Source organism: Amycolatopsis sp. NPDC005003 (genome assembly GCF_053600695.1).
The window spans coordinates 1-17,723 of the sequence record NZ_JBSGAI010000090.1 but is presented as its reverse complement, the minus strand read 5'-3'; the positions used below and the strand labels follow the sequence as shown (position 1 = coordinate 17,723).

The following is a 17,723-nucleotide window of genomic DNA, read 5'->3' as shown; positions in this document are numbered from 1 at the left end:
GAACCGCGCAGACACCTCCACCGGCGCCATCGGCACCGCCGCTGCGGCCTGGGCCGCCTCGGCGCGCCAGCGTTTCGCGGTCCGGTAATTGACCCGCGGGGCACGATCTCGATCCCGTCTGGGCACGAGGCAACTCCTGAACACTCAGGTGTTGCAACCACCCCTAGAAACCGCCCTCCCTGGGGGGCGTCCCCTGTCCAGTCTATCGGCTCCCGCCATGCTAAAAGGCCCGCTCGGCGATCTGTGGACAACTCCGCCCTTACCGGCCGGCCTGTGGACAACCGCCGATGAGGGGGCTGCTGGTCGCTGGGACGACCTCTGATGCCGGGAAGAGCCTGGTCACCGCCGGGATCTGTCGGTGGCTTGCGCGGCGGGGGGTGCTGGTTGCGCCGTTCAAGGCGCAGAACATGTCCAACAACTCCATGGTCTGCGCCGATGGCGCCGAGATCGGCCGCGCACAGTGGGTGCAGGCGCGGGCCGCCGGTGTGGTACCCGAGGCCGGGATGAATCCGGTGCTGCTCAAGCCGGGCAGTGACCGGCGCAGCCACGTCGTCGCGCTCGGGAAACCGTTCGGCACGCTCGAAGCGGGGGAGTACGCCACCGGGCGGGCCGGGCTGGCCGAGATCGCCTTCGGTGCGTTCGAAGACCTCAGTGCGCGCTTCGACGTTGTCGTCTGCGAGGGCGCCGGCAGCCCGGCGGAGATCAACCTGCGCGGCGGCGACTACGTCAACATGGGCCTCGCGCGCCGGTTCGGGCTGCCGGTGCTGGTCGTCGGCGACATCGACCGCGGTGGGGTGCTCGCGGCCATGTTCGGCACCCTCGCGCTGCTCTCGGCCGAGGACCAGGCCCTGGTCGCGGGCTGGGTGGTCAACAAGTTCCGCGGCGACGTCGGCCTGCTGCGGCCGGGCCTCGACAGCCTCGAGAAGGTCACCGGACGGCCGGTGCTCGGCGTGCTGCCGTGGCTGGACCGGGTGTGGATCGACTCCGAAGACGCCCTCGCCGTGGCCGGCTGGCGCCGGGAAGCTCCCGGTGGTGGCCTCGGCGTGGCGGTCGTCCGGTTCCCGCGCGCGTCCAACGCCACCGACGTCGACGCGCTGGCCGCCGAACCCGGGGTGACCGTGACGCTCACCGCGGACCCGGACGTCGTCGCGGCGGCGGACGTCGTGGTGCTGCCCGGGTCGCGGGCCACCGTGGCCGACCTGGCCTGGCTGCGGGAGCGCGGTCTGGACACCGCGGTGACCTCCCGCGCTGCCGCGGGCCGTCCCGTGCTCGGCATCTGCGGGGGTTACCAGATGCTCACGGAGTCCATTGTGGACGAGGTGGAATCCGGTGCCGGTGAGGTGGCCGGGCTCGGCCTGCTGCCCGGGCGCGTGACGTTCGCCGCGGAGAAGGTGCTGGCCCGGCCGGCCGGGACGTGGCGCGGCCATCCGGTGGACGCCTACGAGATCCACCACGGCTCGGTCGGTGTGGCGACCCCGGCGGAGTCCTTTTTGGACGGTCAGTGCGCCGGGACGGTCTGGGGCACGATGTGGCACGGCGCGTTCGAGAACGACGGCTTCCGCCGGGCGTGGCTCACCGAGGCGGCGGCGCAAGCGGGCGTGGGGTGGGTGCCGGCGCCGGGCGCGCCCGGGTTCGGCGAGCTGCGCGAGGAAATGCTGGACAAGCTCGCGGACGCGGTCGACGAGCACCTCGATACCGCGATGCTGCGGACGCTGCTGGAACGCGGGGCGCCGGCGGACCTGCCGTTCGTGCCGCCGGGGGCGCCATAGCTCGGCTGGGACCGGGGCCACCTGGCCGATTGTGTGCCGCGTCTGGGCTGGCTGGACCGGATGGTGGTCGGGCTGGGTTGGCCGGACCGGAATGGTGGTCGCGCCGAGCTGTCCGACTGGGATGGTGGTCGGGCCGGGCTGGCCGGACCGAAACCGTGGTCGCGCTGGGTTGGCCAGCCCGGGATGGTGGTCGCGCCAGGGCTGGCTGGACCGGGATTGTGGTCTCAGCCGACCTAACGCCGCGATCGCGGTCGCGCCCGTGCGGCCCGCTACCTCGGACCAGCACAGCGATGCCGAAGCCCACCCCCAGCACCGCCGCCCCCCGGATACCGGGAGAACGGACGCGACCGCGAACTCTCCGGTCAGGCCGCGACTGCGGTCCGTCTCGTCAGGGCCTTCTCCGCGAACGCTCCGAACGCCAGCCCCAGTGCCAGCCAGAGCGTGGCCTGGGTGCCCACCGATGCCGTCCGGAAGCTCCAGAGTGTCGAGGCCGGGAAATCGGCCGGGACCTCGTCGACCACCGGCATCAGCCACGCCACCACGCCGATCACCACGAGGTAGCCCGCCGCGGCGAGGAAGAAGCCGTTCCAGGCGCCGAGGCGGTCCGCCAGCTTGCGGCCGAACACCGTGGCGAAGATCGCGACCAGCAGGGACACCGCGACGAAACCGAAGTACAGCTCGGTCCGGGAGCCGATCGTGCCCGGCTGGCCCACCGCCGGCGGGTTGGCCGGGTACTTCAGGAACGGCACCAGGAACACCACCGTGAACGCGCCCGCCGTGAGCAGCAGTGCCGTCACGCGGGGGCGCAGCGAGCCGAGCCGTCCTTGGGCGAACGCGAAGGCCAGCGACAGCAGGCCGCCGATCGCGACGCCGTAGACCAGCACGCCCGTCAGCAGGCCGAGCGTGCTCTGGATGCCCCGGGGGACCAGCTCCTCCTCTTCCGATGAAGGCGGAGGCGAAGGTGAGGTAGCGGAAGCGTCGTGGGAGTGCGAATGGCCGCCGGACTCTTCCAGGCCGATGGCCGCGTTCACCGACGGCTCACCGAAGGCGTAGGCGAACCCGAACGCGAGCACACCGGCGATCAGGCCCGCGAGCATGCCGCGGACCAGCAGGGTCTTCATCATGGGAGTGCGTGCCCGCCGATCAGTGGCAGGGGAAGGCCAGCAGGTGCCGCCCGTCGTGCACGAATTCGTGGACGTAGTTGTTCGCGAAGACCGCGAACGCGCCCTGCTCGGCGCTCACGAAGTACAGCGCGATCAGGGCGAGGAGCACCACGAACACCGCCCACGGCACGATCTCACGGATCGGGATGCGGATCGGGAGCGGAACGGCGGGAGCTGCCGTCTGGGTCATGGCGTGGCCTCCTCGGGCTTTCGCGGCCTCATCGGGGTCGGTCACGAGGGTCCGGGTCTGGCTTCCCCCTGGTGGGGGTCACAGTGGCGCGACCGCGCGGACTTGCACCGCGTTCCGGAATCTCCTCGTCTGGCCGGTTGAGCGTAGGTCCCCCCTTCGAGGCCCGTCAATGTGACAATGCCGCGGTGACTCGAATGGTGGCCGCCCTCGATGTGGGCGGGACGACGATCAAGGCGGCGCTGCTCGACGAGGAGCTCCAGCCCAAGGCGGCACTGCGCGCGGAGACGGCCCGCAGTGCGGACGGGACGGCGCTGGCCGCCCAGACCGTGGACATCGTGGCCGCGCTGGCCGAGCAGGCGGGCACCGGGCAACCCGCGGCGGTCGGCGTGGTGGTGCCGGGGATCGTCGACGAACAGACCCGTGTCTGCCACTTCTCGGCCAACCTCGACTGGCGCGAAGTCCACTTCGGCGAGCTCCTGGAAGACCGGCTCGGGCTGCCGGTCGCGTTCGGGCACGACGTCACCGCCGGCGGTGACGCCGAGTTCCGGGTGGGTGCCGGGCGCGGTGCGACGAACGCGGCGTTCATCCCCGTCGGCACCGGGATCGCCGCCGCGCTGCTGCTCGACGGCCGGATCCACCGCGCGCACGGGCAGGCCGGCGAGGTCGGGCACATCGACGTCGGCCACGCCGGCAAGTGCGGCTGCGGCGCGACCGGCTGCCTGGAGGCCATCTCGTCGGCGGCCGCGATCGCCCGCCGCTACACCGAACGCACCGGGCGCCCGGCCGACGGCGCGCGCGAGGTCGTGGAGCTGGCGCGCCGCGGTGACGAGGTCGCGGTCGCCGTCGTCCAGGACGCGCTCGACGGGCTCGGCCACGGGATCCGGACGTTGCTGACCCTGCTCGGCCCGGAGGTGATCATCCTGGGCGGCGGGTTGTTCACGGCGGCCGACTACGTGCTGGAGCCGGTGCGCGAGTGGCTGGCCGCGCACCTGACGTTCCAGCGGATGCCCGAGCTGCGGATCGCCGAGCTGGGCGACGAAGCCGGGCGGCTGGGCGCCGGGCTGCTGGCCTTCGACCTGCTCGGAGCCTGACGTCCGAAGGCCACCACCGGAGCCCGGTGGTGGCCTTCGAACGTCCGCTCAGAGTGACCGCAGGAACGCCAGCGACGGCATGAAGAAGTACTCGCCGCCCCGCAGCGTCACCGCCTGGGGCACCGGGTCGGCCGTCCGCCGCGCGGAGCCGCCCCAGTCCACCGTGTAGTCCGACGCCCCGCGCTCGCCCTGGCCGATCACCGGGTCCAGCCCCGGCGTGACGCCGTCGACGATCGGGAATCCCGGGTTGTTCACCCAAAGCGACTGCGTGAACTCGAACTGGTTGCCGAGCACCGAGTTGAACGCCATGAACAGCAGCCCGACCCCGCCGCTCGGCCGCGCCGCGGGCGGCAGGTCGGCGTTCGGGTCGTCCGGGCGCTCCCCGTACGTGACGCCCCGGCGGGCCATCAGGTGGCGCCGCTCGCCGTCCGGGGCTTCGGCGCCGCCCGAGCCGCGCGGGTTCGTCTTGCGGATGTGCGCCTGGAACGGGCACTTCAGCGCGGCGCGGTCGCTGTCGTAGGTGAAGTTGTTCGACACCGGGCTTTCCGCGCCGTCTTCCCGCTGGGTGGTCAGCGGCGTGCCGTCCTCGAACCGGCCGATGATCATCGCCCCGGCCCGTTCGCGGTCTTCGCCGGTGAGGCCGAGCGTGTCGGCCAGATCCGCTTCGGCCTGCTTGAACCGCCGGACGTTCTGTTCCAGTTTGCGGAAAACGAAATAGCTTCCGAAATGCACGCCGGGATCCGGTGCCGCGGTGTCGGGAACCAGGACCTGCCCGAGTGGCGCCGCCGGGTTCCACACGTTGATGCCGTCGGTGTTGTTCTTTTCCGCGTCGACGTCTTCGGTCAGGAACAGCGGCTGGCTGCGGCCGTCGACGTACCCGAAGTGCTCGATGCCCTCGCCGCGCGCGTTGACCCGGCCGAGGCCGGTTTCCTCCGCGAGCACGGTGACCGAATCCGGCAGCAGGCCCAGGATTTCGTTGCGGCGGGCTGTCATCGTTTTGTCCGTGGCGTCCCCGACGAGCACGACGGCGTGGATTTCCGTGCGATAGCCCGGATCGAACGTCGACCGCGGCGGGTCGTCGAGCTGCCGGCGCGTGTCCGGTGCGGCCATCCCGCGCAGGAACGACTCGTCCTGCGGGAAGTTCTCGACGCCGAGAGCGCGGTAGCCGGCCGCCGTGAGCCCGACGCCGACGTACGGCGTGCCGCCGCCGGACGCGGTCTTGAACGCGCTCACCTCGTCGAGGTGTGCCTTGGCGGACTTCATCTTCCCGGTGACCGAGACCAGGAAGGCGCGCGCCTCCGCCGCGTCGCCGAAGGCCAGGAACAGTGCGGACAGGTGATCGCGGACGTGCGCCTTGAGGATGTTCGGCTGCAGCTCGCCGAGCATCGTCGCGGCATCGCCGGTCGCCGTGGTCCAGGACAGCGTGGTGGTCAGATCGACACTCATTCGGGTCCCCTCCCGTGAAAAAAGCCCGCCTCTCGGCGGGCACCCGGCCGACCGGAATCCCCCCTCGGCCGACCGGGTCCCCTGAATACAGAGTGCAACACCGGAGGCGGGTCGTGCCACCCGATTGCCCGTTTCACACGAAAGATTAAGTTGAGCGCGAAACAGTTTCTCGCCGGAAAGAAAACACCGGATCAGCCGAGGGTCGCGGTCGCCGCCATCAGTTCACCGAGGGCCTCGCGGACCAGTTCGGCGAACTCCCGCTCGGTGCCCGGTTCGACCCAGCGGGCGAAGCCCGTCGAGAAGGCGAGCCCCCCGATCTCCGCGGCCAGGCTGGCCGTCGGCGCCGGGACACCCCGGGCGCGCAGCGCGTCGGCCATGGCCGCGCGCAGGGTCGCCAGCTTCAGGAGTTCCCGCTCGCGCAGGTCGGTGTGGCCGGCGACCACCGCCCGGACCTGGCGCGCCCGCTCCCGGCGTTGCGGCCCGAACGGCGTCGTTGCGGCCACCAGGGCCGCCGCGACCGCCTCGATGGGCTTGGCCGACGCCGGGGCGTCCGCGATCGCTTCGGCGAAGAGCCGGCTCAGGATCTCTTGGCCCGCGAAGAGAACTTCGCGCTTGTCGCTGAAGTGGCGGAAGAAGGTCCGCTTCGTCAGCCCCGCCCGCTCCGCGATCTCCGCGACCGTCACGTTGTCGTACCCGCGCTCGCCGAACAGGTCGAGCGCGGCGTCCAGCAGGCGCTCGCGCGTGTTCGGCTCCCAGCGGCTCATGCCCCCAGCCTAGGCGATGACACCCGGTGCCATCACGGTGCTATGGTGATGACACCAGGTGTCATCAAGAACGGAGAAGCTCATGCGTGTGTTCGTCACCGGCGCGTCCGGCTGGATCGGGCGGGCCCTCGTGCCCGAACTCCTCGACGCCGGTCACCAGGTCGTCGGGCTGGCGAGATCGGACGGGTCGGCCGAGACGGTCGCCGCGATGGGCGCCGACGTCCTCCGCGGCGACCTCACCGACCTCGCCATCCTGCGGAAGGGCGCGGAAAGCGCCGACGGCGTCGTCCACCTCGCCTTCGGGCACGACTTCGCCCGGTTCGAGGCGGCGATCCGAACCGACGCGGTGGCCGTCGACGCCATGACCGGTGTCTCGGCGGGCAAGCCGTTCGTCGCCGCCTCGGGGACGCCGGTGGTGCCCGGGCGCCCGGCGACCGAACGGGACGATTCCGTCTTCCCGGGCCCGGTCGGCGGCCGGGGGGACACCGCCAGGGCCGTGCTGAAGACCGCCGAGCAGGGCGTGCGCGCGTCGCTCGTCCGGCTGCCGCGCTCGGTCCACGGCGAAGGCGACGCCCACGGGCTCATCGCGAGCCTGGTTGCCCTCGGGCGCGAGAAGGGCATTGCGGCGTACGTCGGCGACGGGACGCAGCGCTGGCCCGCGGTGCACGTCCTGGACGCCGCCCACCTGTTCCGGCTGGCGCTGGAGCAGGCCCCGGCGGGAGCCGTGCTGCACGCGGTCGGCGACGAAGGCGTGCGGATCCGCGACGTCGCCGAGGTGGCCGGCCGCCGCCTCGGGTTGCCGGTCAAGTCCGTGCCGGCCGAAGAACTCGGCTTCCTCGGCGGGCTGCTGGCGCTCGACCAGCCGGCGTCCAGCACGCTGACGCAGGAGTCACTCGGCTGGCGGCCCACCGGGCCCGGCCTGCTCGAGGACCTCGAAAAGGGTTACTACGGCTGAGAAGTGGGACAGCGCCGGCGGAGGTGGCGACGTTGGCACCTCCGCCGGCGCCGGGTCTTACGCGATCGGCCGGTCCGTCGGCGCGATAGGGCGGGGCAGGACGTCGCGACCGGTGAGGTACGCGTCGACACCGGCCGCGGCGCTGCGGCCCTCCGCGATCGCCCAGACGATCAGGGACTGGCCGCGGCCCATGTCACCGGCCACGAACACGTTGTCCAAGCTCGTCTTGAACGCCTTGTCGCGGGCGACGTTGCCGCGCGCGTCCAGCTCGACGCCCAGCTCCTCGAGCAGGCCCTGCTTCTGCGGCCCGAGGAACCCCATGGCCAGCAGGACGAGCTGCGCGGGCAGTTCGCGCTCCGAACCGGGAACGGGGACGAACTTGCCGCCCTCGTTGCGCACCTCGACCAGCTTCAGCGCCCGGACGCGGCCGTCGGAATCACCCAGGAACTCCTGCGTGTTCACCGCGTAGAGCCGCTCGCCGCCCTCTTCGTGCGCCGAGGACACCCGGTAGATCATCGGGTACGTCGGCCACGGGTGGGCGTCCGAACGGGACTCCGGCGGCTTGGGCATGATCTCCAGCTGCGTCACCGAGCGCGCGCCCTGGCGGTGCGACGTCCCGACGCAGTCCGCGCCCGTGTCGCCGCCGCCGATCACGACCACGTCGAGGCCCTTCGCATCGAAGGGGGAGACGTCCAGCTCGCCCGAAGCGACCCGGTTGGCCGGCGGAAGGAACTCCATCGCCTGGTGGATGCCGGCCAGTTCCCGGCCGGGGATCGGCAGGTCGCGCCAGTCGGTGGCGCCACCGGCCAGCACCACGGCGTCGTACGCCAACAGCTCCGCAACCGGCAGGTCCACGCCGACGTTCACCGACGTCCGGAATTCCGTGCCCTCGGCGCGCATCTGGTCGAGCCGCCGGTCGAGCCGGGACTTCTCCATCTTGAACTCGGGGATGCCGTAGCGCAGCAGCCCGCCGATCTTGTCGGCCCGCTCGAGGACCACGACGCTGTGGCCCGCGCGCGTGAGCTGCTGCGCCGCGGCAAGACCCGACGGGCCGGACCCGACGACCGCGACCTTCTTGCCGGTGAGGGCCACCGGCAGCTGCGGCGTCACCCAGCCTTCGTCGAAGGCCCGGTCGATGATCGAGATCTCGACGCGCTTGATCGTCACGGGATCGTCGTTGATCCCGAGCACGCACGCCGTTTCGCACGGAGCCGGGCACAGCGTGCCGGTGAACTCCGGGAAGTTGTTCGTCGCGTGCAGCCGTTCGATCGCCTGCTGCCAGTCCTCGCGCCAGGTCAGCGTGTTCCACTCGGGGATGAGGTTCCCGAGCGGGCAGCCCTGGTGGCAGAACGGGATGCCGCAGTCCATGCACCGGCCGGCCTGCTTCTGCAGTTTCGTCGTGGCGAAATCTTCGTAGACCTCTCGCCAGTCCATCAGCCGGAGGTCGACCGGACGCCGCTTCGGCTCTTCCCGGGTGGTGGTCAGAAAGCCCTTGGGGTCAGCCATGTGCGGCCTCCGTTTCTTGCGGGACACCCGCACCCGGTCGGCACTCATGACTGGCTGCGCGATTATCAGCCATGAGCTGCCTCCATGATCGCCTCGTTCACGTCGCGCCCGTCCCGTTCCGCCTGGACCTGGGCGGCGAGCACGCGCTTGTAGTCCTTCGGCATGACCTTCCCGAAGCGGTCGACGCCCGCGTCCCAGTCGGCCAGCAGTTCCCGCGCGACCGCGGATTCCGTCTCGTTGTAGTGCTTTTCCAGCGTCTCCCGCAGGAAGTCCGCGTCCTCGGAGTCGAGCGGGTCGAGGTCGACCATCTCCGGGTTGACGCGGTGCGCGGGCAGGTCCAGCACGTACGCGATGCCGCCGGACATACCGGCCGCGAAGTTGCGCCCGATCGGGCCGAGCACGACCATCCGGCCGCCGGTCATGTACTCGCCGCCGTGGTCGCCGACGCCTTCGACGACGGCCAGCGCGCCGGAGTTGCGCACGCAGAACCGCTCGCCGACCTTGCCGCGGATGAAGATCTCGCCGCTGGTCGCGCCGTAGCCGATCACGTTGCCGGCGATGATCTGCTCCTCGGCCACGTACTGCGCCTCGCGCGGCGGCCGCACGATCAGCCGCCCGCCGGAGAGACCCTTGCCGACGTAGTCGTTGCCGTCGCCGTAGAGCCGCAGCGTGATGCCCTTCGGCACGAACGCGCCGAACGACTGGCCCGCGGTGCCGGTGAAGGTGACGTCGATGGTGTCGTCGGGCAGGCCTTCGCCGCCCCACCGCTTGGTCAGCTCGGACCCGAGCATGGTGCCGACGGTCCGGTTCACGTTGCGGACGGGCAGTTCCAGCCGCACCTTGTCACCGGAGTTCAACGCGCCTTCGGCGAGCTGGATCAGCGTGTTGTCCAGCGCCTTCTCCAGCCCGTGGTCCTGCAGCGTCTGCTGCAGCCGCAGCCCGGCCGGCGCCATGTCCGGCACGTGGAAGATCGGCGACAGGTCGAGCCCGGACGCCTTCCAGTGCTCGATCGCCTTGCGCTTGTCGAGGAACTCGGCGTGCCCGACGGCCTCGGCGATCGACCGGAAGCCGAGCTCCGCCAGGTACTCGCGCACTTCCTGGGCGATGAACTCGAAGAAGTTGACGACGTACTCGGCCTTGCCGCTGAACTTCTCCCGCAGCTTCGGGTTCTGCGTCGCGACGCCGACCGGACACGTGTCGAGGTGACACACGCGCATCATGATGCAGCCCGACACCACCAGCGGCGCGGTCGCGAAGCCGAACTCCTCGGCGCCCAGCAGGGCGGCGACGATGACGTCCCGGCCGGTCTTGAGCTGGCCGTCGGTCTGCACCACGATCCGGTCGCGCAGCCGGTTGGCCAGCAGCGTCTGCTGCGTCTCGGCCAGGCCCAGCTCCCACGGGCCGCCCGCGTGCTTGATCGAAGACAGCGGCGAAGCGCCCGTGCCGCCGTCGTGGCCCGAGATGAGCACGACGTCGGCGTGCGCCTTCGAAACGCCGGCCGCGACCGTGCCGACGCCGACCTCGGACACGAGCTTCACGTGGATGCGCGCGTTCGGGTTGGCGTTCTTGAGGTCGTGGATCAGCTGCGCCAGGTCCTCGATCGAGTAGATGTCGTGGTGCGGCGGCGGCGAAATCAGGCCGACACCCGGCGTCGAGAACCGCGTCTTCGCGATCCACGGGTACACCTTCGCGCCGGGCAGCTGCCCGCCTTCGCCGGGCTTCGCGCCCTGCGCCATCTTGATCTGGATGTCGTCGGCGTTGACGAGGTACTCGCTCGTGACGCCGAAGCGCCCCGAAGCGACCTGCTTGACCGCGCTTCGCCGCTCCGGGTCGTACAGCCGCTCGGCGTCTTCGCCGCCCTCACCGGTGTTGGACTTCCCGCCGAGGCGGTTCATCGCGATGGCCAGGGTCTGGTGCATCTCCATCGAGATCGAGCCGTAGGAGATCGCGCCGGTGGCGAACCGCTTGACGATCGACGAAACCGGCTCGACCTCTTCGATCGGCACCGGCGGCCGCTGGCCGTACTTGAAGTCGAACAGCCCGCGCAGCGTCAGCAGCTTCTCGGCCTGGTCGTCGACGGCCTTCGTGTACTCCTTGAAGATCTCGTACTTGCCGGACCGCGTGGAGTGCTGGAGCTTGAACACCGTCTGCGGGTTGAACAGGTGCGGCTCGCCTTCGCGCCGCCACTGGTAGTCCGCGCCGGTCTCGAGCTCGCGGTGCGCGGCCCGGACGCCGTCGGCCGGGAACGCGTACTTGTGCCGCTTCGCGACCTCGTCGGCGAGGGTGTCGAAGCCGACCCCGCCGAGGCGGGACGTCGTGCCGGTGAAGCAGTTCTCGATGACCTCTTCGCCGAGCCCGATCGCTTCGAAGATCTGCGCGCCGGTGTAGGACGCCACGGTCGAAACGCCCATCTTCGACATCGTCTTGCGGACGCCCTTGCCGAGCGCCTTGATCAGGTTGTACGTCGCTTCCTTCGGCGTCACCCCGGGGATCAGGCCCCGGTGGGCCATCTCTTCGACGGTCGCCATCGCCAGGTACGGGTTCACCGCGGCGACGCCGTAGCCGATCAGCAGCGCGATGTGGTGCACCTCGCGCGCGTCGCCGGCCTCGACGATGAGGCCGACCTGCGTGCGCGTCTTCTCGCGGACGAGGTGGTGGTGCACCGCGCCGGTGAGCAGCAGCGAGGGGATCGGCGCGTGGTTTTCGTCGACACCGCGGTCGGACAGCACGATCAGCCGGGCGCCGTCCTCGATCGCCTCCGACACCTCGGCGCGGATCTCGTCGAGCCGCTTGACCAGCGCCTCGCCGCCGCCGTGCACGTTGTACCGGCCGAGCACGGTGACCGCCTGGAACTCCGGCAGGTCGCCGTCGTCGTTGACGTGCACCAGCTTGGCGAGCTGGTCGTTGTCGAGCACCGGGAACGGCAGCACGATCCGCCGGCAGCTGGCCGCGTTGCCTTCGAGCAGGTTCGGCTCGGCGCCGAGCTGGGTGCCGAGCGCGGTGACGAGCTCCTCGCGGATGGCGTCCAGCGGCGGGTTCGTGACCTGCGCGAACAGCTGGGTGAAGTAGTCGAAGAGCAGCCGCGGCCGGCTCGACAGGGGGGCGAGCGGCGAGTCGTTGCCCATCGAGCCGATCGGCTCCGCGCCGGTGCGGGCCATCGGTTCGAGGATGGCTTCGAGCTCTTCCTCGGTGTAGCCGAACGCCTGCTGGCGGCGCACGAGCGCGGCGTGCAGCGGCACCTCGCGGTCGCGCTCGGGCAGCTCTTCCAGGTGCACGAGGCCGGCGTCGACCCACTCGTCGTACGGGTGGGCGGTGGCCAGTTCGGTCTTGACCTCTTCGTCCTCGATGATCCGGCCTTCGACGGTGTCCACGAGGAACATCCGGCCGGGTTCGAGGCGTCCCTTCCGGACGATCGTCGCCGGGTCGATGTCGAGCACGCCGACCTCGGAGGCGAGCACGACGAGGCCGTCGTCGGTCACCCAGTAGCGGCCGGGGCGCAGGCCGTTGCGGTCGAGCACCGCGCCGATCTGGCTGCCGTCGGTGAAGGCGACCAGCGCCGGGCCGTCCCACGGCTCCATCAGCGTCGAGTGGAACTCGTAGAACGCGCGCCGCGCGGGGTCCATCTCCTGGTGGTTTTCCCAGGCCTCCGGGATCATCATCAGGACGGCGTGGGGCAGCGAGCGGCCGCCGAGGTGCAGCAGCTCCAGGACCTCGTCGAAGGACGCCGAGTCGCTGGCGCCGCGGGTGATCACCGGGTAGACGCGCTTGAGGTCGCCCGGGATCAGGTCGGTCTCCAGCAGCGCCTCGCGGGCGTCCATCCAGTTGCGGTTGCCCCGCAGGGTGTTGATCTCGCCGTTGTGCGCCACGTACCGGTACGGGTGGGCCAGCGGCCACGACGGGAAGGTGTTGGTGGAGAAGCGGGAGTGCACCAGGCCGATGGCGCTCGTGACGCGCTCGTCGGTGAGGTCGGCGAAGAAGCGCTCGACCTGCGGCTCGGTGAGCATTCCCTTGTAGACGATCGTCCGCGAGGACAGCGACGGGAAGTAGACGTCGTCCTCGACGAGCTCGTGCTCGGCGCGCTTGCGGACGCAGAAGGCGCTGCGCTCGATGTGCAGCGGGTCCGAATGCTCCGGTTTCGGGCGGCGCGCGGCGAGGAACAGCTGCGTGAAGTGCGGCATGGTCTCGGCCGCGGTCGGCCCGCAGTGCTCGGTGTGCACCGGCAGCTCGCGCCAGCCGAGGACGCGCATGTCCTCCTCGGCGGCGATGCGCTCGATGGTCGTCATGGCCCGGCCGCGGCGCTTTTCGTCCTGCGGCAGGAAAGCCGTGCCGACCGCGTAGGTGCCCGGTTCGGGGAGGTCGAAGTCCACGACCGCGCGGTAGAACTCGTCCGGGATCTGGATCAGCAGGCCGGCGCCGTCGCCGGTGTCCGGTTCGGCGCCGCGAGCCCCGCGATGTTCCAGATTGCGCAACGCGACCAGGGCCTTGGCGACGATCGCATGATCTCGGCGCCCGGTCAGGTCGGCGACGAAGGCGACACCGCAGGCGTCGTGTTCGTAGTCGCTCCGGTAGAGGCCCTCGGCCTCGGCGTTGCTGAGCTGCTCCCCGGACGGGGGCAGGGAACTGGCACGGTGGGTCACGGCTGGCCGCCTCCCAAGGCGTTGGCGCGACCGGTACGCACTCCATCGAGTGGTTCTTGCTGAACCGGTTAACGAAGTGGTCCGGTACCGCGATGGTCAGTCGAGAACAGTTGTCGTCATCGATGTTTGTGATGTCACAGTGCTGATGGCCGCGAAGGACCGGCCGAGCGTCGATGCTCGGAAACCGGGCGCGGATCATCTGGGAGGCCGCACGACACTGGGCAGCCGAACATGTCGGGTGCTGCGAGCGCGCACAGGCCGGCCACTGTGGTGGGGGCCGTCCGGAGCGCGCGGTGTTACTCCCGGGTTCGCCGGGTCTTATGACGATAGTGTGAATTCGCTGTTATCGACATACGTCGTTGCCCCCGGGTGGGAAATGCCACGCTTGCGTTGACGCCTCCCGGGGTAGTCCCATATGTCGGGCTGGGTCTCCCGCAGAGCGGGCTAAGGCCGCGCCGACCTGCGGAAATGTCCGTTCAAAGGGGCCCGGGGCGGCCGTCGGGGCCCGGCGTCGAGGTGGGATGCTGGGTGCATGGCGGACCGGCTCGATGACTGATCGTTATCTCTCCGTGGCTCGGGAAGGCGTCCACGAGACCGAGATCAAGCGTTCCCGGTTCCTCTGCGCGGTCGCTCCGGTGACGTCGGAAGCGGCCGCGCGCGAGTTCATCGCGGCCCGCCGCCGCGCGGATCCGGGTGCGCGGCACCACTGTCACGCCTTCGTTTTGGGGCCGGATGGGCGAACCCGGCGGTCCAGTGACGACGGTGAACCGGCGGGCACCGCGGGCACCCCGATGCTGGAAGTGCTGCGCCGCCGCGAACTGACCGACACGGTCGCGGTCGTGACGCGCTACTTCGGCGGAGTGCTGCTGGGCGCGGGCGGGTTGATCCGCGCGTACGGTCAGTCCGTTTCGGACGCTCTGGAAGTTGTTGGTGTACTAGAACACCGGCGTCTCAGTCTGGTCGAGGTGGCGGTGCGGTACGACCGAGCGGGGCGGCTGGAAAACGATCTGCGCGCATCTTCGTACGTGCTCCACGCGACCCGCTTCGACGAACTGGCGCGCTTCGAGGTCGGCCTGGCTCCGGGGGAGGGCGAGGCGTTCGCGAGCTGGCTGGCGGACCTGACGAACGGCGAAGCGGCGACGACCGCGCTCGGCGACCACTGGGTGGTCCACCGGTGCTGAGTGGTCCGGTCGCGGAACCGGTTGGCGCACAACGAACTTTCGGTGCTTCCGCCGGCAGGTCCTGTCGTGGCACCATGTCCTGCCACCGAGTTCCGGTACCACTTCGATCCCCTGGACGTTGTCGACGCGGCGCGAGCCGCGCTGACAACGTTGTCACCACCTGTTCTGCTTGCCCGACAACGATGTCGCCCGGCGGAAAGCGTGCGACGAGGAGAGGAAGGGTCATGTCCAGACCATTGACCAGACGGGTGCGCGGGGCGTTGCTCGCCGCGGCTCTGCTGGGTGCGGGCCTCGCCGCCCCGGCCGCCGGCGCCGCGACGCTCGCCCTCACGCAGTACGTGAATCCCTTCATCGGCACGGACAACAGCAACTCGCCCAACCCGGTGCCCGGCGGGGCCGGCGGCAGCACGTACCCGGGCGCCGTCGTGCCGTTCGGCATGGTGCAGTTCAGCCCGGACACCCCGACCGCGTCGCCGTCCGGGTACCGCTACAGCGACACGAGCATCGAGGAATTCAGCCTCACCCACTTCAACGGCGCCGGCTGCGCCAACAACGAAGACCTCGGCCTGCTGCCGATCACCGGTGCGATCGGCACTTCGCCGGGCACCGGCTGGACGGGGTACGCGGGCCGCTACACCAAAGCCAACGAGTCGGCCGCGCCCGGCTACTACAAGAACAAGCTCGACAACTACGACACCACCGTCGAACTGGCCGCCACCCAGCGGTCCGGCTTCATGAAGCTGACCTACCCGAACACGACGTCCGCGCGGCTGCTCGTCAACACCGGCCGCAGCGCCACCGGCAGCCGCAACGGAAGCATCAGCATCAGCGGGAGCCAGCTCACCGGCTCGGTGACCGGCGGCGGGTTCTGCGGCTCGTCGAAGACGTACCAGATCTTCTACGTCATCCAGTTCGACCGCGCCCCCAGCGGGTTCGGCACCTGGCTCGGCGGCACGGTGAGTGCCGGTTCCTCGAGCACCAGTGGCACGAACTCCGGCGGGTACGTCACCTTCGACACCTCGAGCAACACGACCGTGCAGGCGAAGGTCGGTATTTCGTTCGTCAGCCTGGCCAACGCGCAGGCGAACCTCGCCGCCGAGAACCCCGGCTTCGACTTCGCCGGGATCCGCGGTGCGGCCGACACGAGCTGGAACACCGTCCTCAACCGCGTGCAGGTCACCGGCGGGGCCGCCGCCGACCTGCAGAAGTTCTACACGGCGCTGTACCACGTCTTCCAGAACCCGAACATCGCCAGCGACACGAACGGCCAGTACCGCGGGTTCGACCAGGCGGTGCACACCGCGTCCCACACCGTCTACCAGAACTACTCCGGCTGGGACATCTACCGGTCGTGGGCCGCGCTGATCGGGCTCGTCGCGCCCAGCGAAGCGAGCGACATCGCGAAGTCCATGGTGCTGGACGGCCAGCAGGGCGGCCTGCTGCCGAAGTGGTCCCACAACAGCAACGAGCACTTCGTGATGACCGGTGATCCCGGGCCGATCATCGTGGGCAGCATGTACGCCTTCGGCGTCCGCGGCTTCGACACCGCGGCGGCGCTGACACTGATGGACAAGAGCGCGAGCGGCGGCACCACCCAGGGGCAGGCCATCCGCGGCCGGGAGAGCGGCTACCTCAGCCGGCACTACGTCTACGAAGACCCGTCGGACTCGCTCGAGTACTCGGCGTCCGACTTCGCGGTGGCGCAGTTCGCGAAGGCGCTCGGCGACACCACGAAGTACAGCACGTACATGCAGCGCGCCCAGTGGTGGCAGAACGTGTTCGGCACCGATTCCGGCTACGTCCAGCCGCGCGGCAGCACGGGCACCTGGGCGTGGCCGGTCGTGCCGTCGAGCAACAGCGGTTACACCGAGGGCAACCCGTCGCAGTACACCTGGATGGTGCCCTACAACTACCAGGGCCTGATCAACCTGATGGGTGGCCGCCAGACCGCCGTGCAGCGGCTGGACCACCACTTCACCCAGCTCAACGGCGGGCTCACCCAGCCGTACTTCTACATCGGCAACGAGCCCGAGCACGGCGTCCCGTGGGCGTACAACTACGCGGCGCACCCGCAGGGCACCAGCTCCGCGGTGCGGCGGGTGATGAACGAGTCGTTCACCACCGGCCCGGGCGGCCTGCCGGGCAACGACGACCTCGGCGCCACCTCGGCGTGGTACGTCTTCGCCGCGCTGGGGATGTACCCGGCGACGCCGGGCGCGGACGTCCTCGCCCTGCACGGCCCGCTGTTCCCCGCGGCGTCGATCATCCGGCCGTCCGGGACGATCCAGATCACCGGGAGCGGCGCGGGCCAGGGCGCCCAGTACGTGCAGAGCGTGAGCGTCAACGGGACTTCGACCACCAGGTCGTGGATCCGCTACGGCGACATCGCGGGCGCGTCGACGCTGAGTTACGCGATGGGCTCGTCGCCGAGCGCCTGGGGCACTGGCACCGCTGATGTCCCGCCGTCGTACAACGACGGGTTCACGCCGCCGCCCGCCGCACCGGAGCTCGGCACGAACCTGGCGCTCGGCAAGGCGGCCACGGGCTCGGCCACCTGCAACTCGGCCGAGACCGCCGACAAGGCCGTCGACGGCAGCGTCGCGAACAACAGCAAGTTCTGCAGCACGGCGGCGACGAAGTTCCTGCAGGTCGACCTCGGGTCGGCGCAGAACGTGTCCTCGTTCGTCGTCAAGCACGCCGGCCTCGGCGGGGAGACCACGGGCTGGAACACCGGCGCCTTCACGATCCAGACGTCGACCGACGGCTCGACCTGGACGACGGTCGCCTCCGTGACCGGCTCGCGGGCCAGCCGCACGTATCACCCGATCACGACCCGTTCGGCCCGGTACGTGAAGCTCAACCTGACCACCCCGGCCAACGACGGCAACGGCGCGGCCCGGATCTACGAGTTCGAGGTCTACCGCTGAGCGGTCTGCCGCGGCTTGTCGTGAGTGGTAATTCGGGTTCTAACCCCAAATAACAAAAAAGAACCCCGCCCCCACCACCCGGGTTTTTCCGTAA

At 70.4% G+C, this 17,723-nt stretch carries 11 protein-coding genes; 5 read left to right on the top strand and 6 right to left on the bottom strand.

What is annotated here, in order from left to right; genetic code table 11:
• The first annotated feature begins 287 nt into the window (after positions 1–287).
• Positions 288–1,769 carry a cobyric acid synthase gene (locus tag ACWED2_RS47215; protein ID WP_449697030.1) on the top strand — a complete coding sequence of 494 codons (1,482 nt, stop codon included), beginning with the start codon at positions 288–290 and terminating at the stop codon, positions 1,767–1,769.
• Between the two features lie 362 nt (positions 1,770–2,131).
• Here the strand turns inward: ACWED2_RS47215 and ACWED2_RS47210 are convergent, their stop codons facing one another.
• Together ACWED2_RS47210 and ACWED2_RS47205 are read right to left on the bottom strand one after the other, a co-directional pair.
• Positions 2,132–2,893 (bottom strand): CbtA family protein, encoded by a 762-nt coding sequence (locus tag ACWED2_RS47210; protein WP_449697029.1) that lies wholly within the window; start codon positions 2,891–2,893, stop codon positions 2,132–2,134.
• Between the two features lie 19 nt (positions 2,894–2,912).
• Positions 2,913–3,122 (bottom strand): CbtB domain-containing protein, encoded by a 210-nt coding sequence (locus ACWED2_RS47205; protein ID WP_091316769.1) that lies wholly within the window; start codon positions 3,120–3,122, stop codon positions 2,913–2,915.
• Between the two features lie 194 nt (positions 3,123–3,316).
• On the opposite strand from ACWED2_RS47205, the gene ACWED2_RS47200 reads away from it, so the two are divergent.
• Complete coding sequence (locus tag ACWED2_RS47200) at positions 3,317–4,213, top strand: ROK family protein (protein ID WP_449697031.1); 897 nt, start codon at positions 3,317–3,319, stop codon at positions 4,211–4,213.
• Between the two features lie 48 nt (positions 4,214–4,261).
• On the opposite strand, the gene ACWED2_RS47195 is transcribed toward ACWED2_RS47200, so the two are convergent.
• Both ACWED2_RS47195 and ACWED2_RS47190 read right to left on the bottom strand, forming a co-directional pair.
• Positions 4,262–5,659, bottom strand: a complete 1,398-nt coding sequence (locus ACWED2_RS47195; protein WP_449697028.1) for a Dyp-type peroxidase — start codon at positions 5,657–5,659, stop codon at positions 4,262–4,264.
• Between the two features lie 191 nt (positions 5,660–5,850).
• On the bottom strand, positions 5,851–6,423 hold the full coding sequence (locus ACWED2_RS47190) for a TetR/AcrR family transcriptional regulator (protein ID WP_449697027.1): 573 nt from the start codon (positions 6,421–6,423) through the stop codon (positions 5,851–5,853).
• Between the two features lie 82 nt (positions 6,424–6,505).
• Here ACWED2_RS47190 and ACWED2_RS47185 point away from each other — a divergent pair, with 82 nt between their 5' ends.
• Positions 6,506–7,378 carry an SDR family oxidoreductase gene (locus ACWED2_RS47185; RefSeq protein WP_449697026.1) on the top strand — a complete coding sequence of 291 codons (873 nt, stop codon included), beginning with the start codon at positions 6,506–6,508 and terminating at the stop codon, positions 7,376–7,378.
• Positions 7,379–7,435: 57 nt separating this feature from the next.
• On the opposite strand, the gene ACWED2_RS47180 is transcribed toward ACWED2_RS47185, so the two are convergent.
• Entirely contained in the window at positions 7,436–8,884 is a 1,449-nt protein-coding gene (locus tag ACWED2_RS47180; protein ID WP_449697025.1) for a glutamate synthase subunit beta, read from the bottom strand.
• 65 nt (positions 8,885–8,949) lie between these two features.
• Positions 8,950–13,521 (bottom strand): glutamate synthase large subunit, encoded by a 4,572-nt coding sequence (gene gltB / locus ACWED2_RS47175; RefSeq protein ID WP_449697024.1) that lies wholly within the window; start codon positions 13,519–13,521, stop codon positions 8,950–8,952.
• A gap of 548 nt (positions 13,522–14,069) precedes the next feature.
• Between gltB and ACWED2_RS47170 the strand changes: the two genes are divergently transcribed.
• On the top strand, positions 14,070–14,702 hold the full coding sequence (locus tag ACWED2_RS47170; RefSeq protein ID WP_449697023.1) for a YigZ family protein: 633 nt from the start codon (positions 14,070–14,072) through the stop codon (positions 14,700–14,702).
• A 224-nt stretch (positions 14,703–14,926) separates the two neighbouring features.
• The gene (locus ACWED2_RS47165; RefSeq protein WP_449697022.1) at positions 14,927–17,629 is read left to right on the top strand and encodes a GH92 family glycosyl hydrolase; all 2,703 of its coding nucleotides are present in this window, start codon (positions 14,927–14,929) and stop codon (positions 17,627–17,629) included.
• Positions 17,630–17,723: the final 94 nt, after the last annotated feature.